Origin of the sequence: Streptomyces sp. NPDC050564 (genome assembly GCF_044457265.1) — a bacterium.
In the GTDB taxonomy this organism is placed as follows: Bacteria; Actinomycetota; Actinomycetes; order Streptomycetales; family Streptomycetaceae; genus Streptomyces.
The window spans coordinates 1-1,151 of record NZ_JBITGS010000126.1; the positions used below are offsets into that span (position 1 = coordinate 1).

The following is a 1,151-nucleotide window of genomic DNA, read 5'->3' on the forward strand; positions in this document are numbered from 1 at the left end:
CCGCCGGGACATCGCTGGTCTTCAAACTCCAGTCCGCCGTAGCCACGTCGCACACCTCCGAGATCAGGGCGTTGCGACGACCAGTTGAATCCACCGTTGCTTCCGCGATCGGAGTGAAATATGGCACCGGCCGAGAGGTTCCTGTTGCGTGCTGCGTTGCGGATCGCCCTGGATATCAGTGGGGTTTGGTAGTGGTCGTCCATGGCGTATCCGATGACTTCCTTCGTGCAGCAGTCGATGACCGTTGCGAGGTACAGCCAGCCTTCCCCGGTGGCGATGTAAGTAATGTCGCCGACGAGTTTTTCGCCGGGTGCGTCAGCGGTGAAGTTGCGGCCGACGAGGTCGGGCACCTGGCCGGCCGTGGCCTTGGTGAGGCTGAACCTCTTCGGCCGCGGCTGGCAGGGCTCAAGGCCCAGCTCGCGCATGAGCCGGCGGATCAGTTCCAGGCCGGCGGTGACGTCCCAGCGGTCCAGCTGGGCCTGGATGCGCCGGTGGCCGTAGGTGCCGTCGGACATATCGAAGGCTTTCTCGATGAGCAGTTTCAGTTCCTCGCGCCGCTGCGCCGTCGCGGATTCCGGGCGGGATCGCCAGTCGTAGTAGCCGGATCTGGAGACGCCGAGCCGGCCGCACATGAACTCGACGCTGTATGCGTACTCCTCGGTGTCGAGCCGCATCTCGTCGATGAACTCGTACTTGCTTGCTACCGGGGATCCTTCGCGAAGTACGCTGCGGCTTTTTTCAGGAAGGTAACTTCCATCTCCAGCTCGCGGTTGCGTCGTTCGAGTTCCTTCAGGCGCGCCCGCTCGGTAACCGTCAGTTCCGCGTCGGGAGCCGGTTCCTGCTGCTTCTGGTGCTTCTTGACCCAGCCGCGCAGTGTCTCCGGGTTCAGCTCAAGCTCCCGGGCGACTTCGGAGATCGTCTTGCTCGACCTCAACGCGATCTGGACGGCTTCCTCGCGGAACTCCGGCGAGTACTTGCTGGGTGGCGCCACTTCTTCCTCGTTTCCTGTTCAGGACAACCCTATTGGGTCCCTGTCCGGGAACGTCGTGGCCCCTCAGATGTCGTGGTCGTAACCGCGGTCGGCATATAACACGCGGGGCTTGCGCCGGGGTCGGCCCCGCTTGCCCCGCACCGGCGGCAGCCCATCGACC

Annotated in this window: 2 protein-coding genes and 1 pseudogene; all 3 read right to left on the bottom strand. The window is 63.9% G+C overall.

What is annotated here, in order from left to right; genetic code table 11:
• Positions 1–683, bottom strand: a 683-nt coding sequence (locus tag ACIBK0_RS51960; RefSeq protein WP_399097571.1) for an IS3 family transposase, incomplete at its 3' end; no start/stop codon positions are given.
• Between the two features lie 17 nt (positions 684–700).
• Complete coding sequence (locus tag ACIBK0_RS51965) at positions 701–991, bottom strand: transposase (RefSeq protein WP_399097569.1); 291 nt, start codon at positions 989–991, stop codon at positions 701–703.
• A gap of 66 nt (positions 992–1,057) precedes the next feature.
• Positions 1,058–1,151, bottom strand: a pseudogene (locus tag ACIBK0_RS51970) (IS5/IS1182 family transposase); the annotation flags it as partial.